Source organism: Enterococcus salsurae (assembly GCF_054784955.1).
In genome coordinates this window covers 3,490-5,159 of the sequence record NZ_BAAHWY010000008.1, presented here as the reverse complement: position 1 = coordinate 5,159, position 1,670 = coordinate 3,490, and the positions used below count along the sequence as shown (strand labels likewise).

Sequence of the window (1,670 nt, the reverse complement as noted above, 5' to 3'; positions counted from 1 at the left end):
TTTTATGAGCTTAACGATCCTTTGGATCGTTCAAACAAATCATTATGAGAGTTTGATCCTGGCTCAGGACGAACGCTGGCGGCGTGCCTAATACATGCAAGTCGAACGCTTTTTCTTTCACCGGAGCTTGCTCCACCGAAAGAAAAAGAGTGGCGAACGGGTGAGTAACACGTGGGTAACCTGCCCATCAGAAGGGGATAACACTTGGAAACAGGTGCTAATACCGTATAACACTATTTTCCGCATGGAAGAAAGTTGAAAGGCGCTTTTGCGTCACTGATGGATGGACCCGCGGTGCATTAGCTAGTTGGTGAGGTAACGGCTCACCAAGGCAACGATGCATAGCCGACCTGAGAGGGTGATCGGCCACACTGGGACTGAGACACGGCCCAGACTCCTACGGGAGGCAGCAGTAGGGAATCTTCGGCAATGGACGAAAGTCTGACCGAGCAACGCCGCGTGAGTGAAGAAGGTTTTCGGATCGTAAAACTCTGTTGTTAGAGAAGAACAAGGATGAGAGTAAAACGTTCATCCCTTGACGGTATCTAACCAGAAAGCCACGGCTAACTACGTGCCAGCAGCCGCGGTAATACGTAGGTGGCAAGCGTTGTCCGGATTTATTGGGCGTAAAGCGAGCGCAGGCGGTTTCTTAAGTCTGATGTGAAAGCCCCCGGCTCAACCGGGGAGGGTCATTGGAAACTGGGAGACTTGAGTGCAGAAGAGGAGAGTGGAATTCCATGTGTAGCGGTGAAATGCGTAGATATATGGAGGAACACCAGTGGCGAAGGCGGCTCTCTGGTCTGTAACTGACGCTGAGGCTCGAAAGCGTGGGGAGCGAACAGGATTAGATACCCTGGTAGTCCACGCCGTAAACGATGAGTGCTAAGTGTTGGAGGGTTTCCGCCCTTCAGTGCTGCAGCAAACGCATTAAGCACTCCGCCTGGGGAGTACGACCGCAAGGTTGAAACTCAAAGGAATTGACGGGGGCCCGCACAAGCGGTGGAGCATGTGGTTTAATTCGAAGCAACGCGAAGAACCTTACCAGGTCTTGACATCCTTTGACCACTCTAGAGATAGAGCTTCCCCTTCGGGGGCAAAGTGACAGGTGGTGCATGGTTGTCGTCAGCTCGTGTCGTGAGATGTTGGGTTAAGTCCCGCAACGAGCGCAACCCTTATTGTTAGTTGCCATCATTTAGTTGGGCACTCTAGCGAGACTGCCGGTGACAAACCGGAGGAAGGTGGGGATGACGTCAAATCATCATGCCCCTTATGACCTGGGCTACACACGTGCTACAATGGGAAGTACAACGAGTTGCGAAGTCGCGAGGCTAAGCTAATCTCTTAAAGCTTCTCTCAGTTCGGATTGTAGGCTGCAACTCGCCTACATGAAGCCGGAATCGCTAGTAATCGCGGATCAGCACGCCGCGGTGAATACGTTCCCGGGCCTTGTACACACCGCCCGTCACACCACGAGAGTTTGTAACACCCGAAGTCGGTGAGGTAACCTTTTTGGAGCCAGCCGCCTAAGGTGGGATAGATGATTGGGGTGAAGTCGTAACAAGGTAGCCGTATCGGAAGGTGCGGCTGGATCACCTCCTTTCTAAGGAATATTTCGGAAGACTACACATCGTTTGCCTTTGTTCAGTTTTGAGAGGTCTACTCTCATCTAA

General features: G+C 52.0%; 1 rRNA gene. It reads left to right on the top strand.

Going from position 1 to position 1,670, the window contains the following annotated elements:
* Positions 1-40: 40 nt before the first annotated feature.
* Positions 41-1,600, top strand: a 16S ribosomal RNA gene (locus ACYVRS_RS14715).
* Positions 1,601-1,670 lie beyond the last annotated feature (70 nt).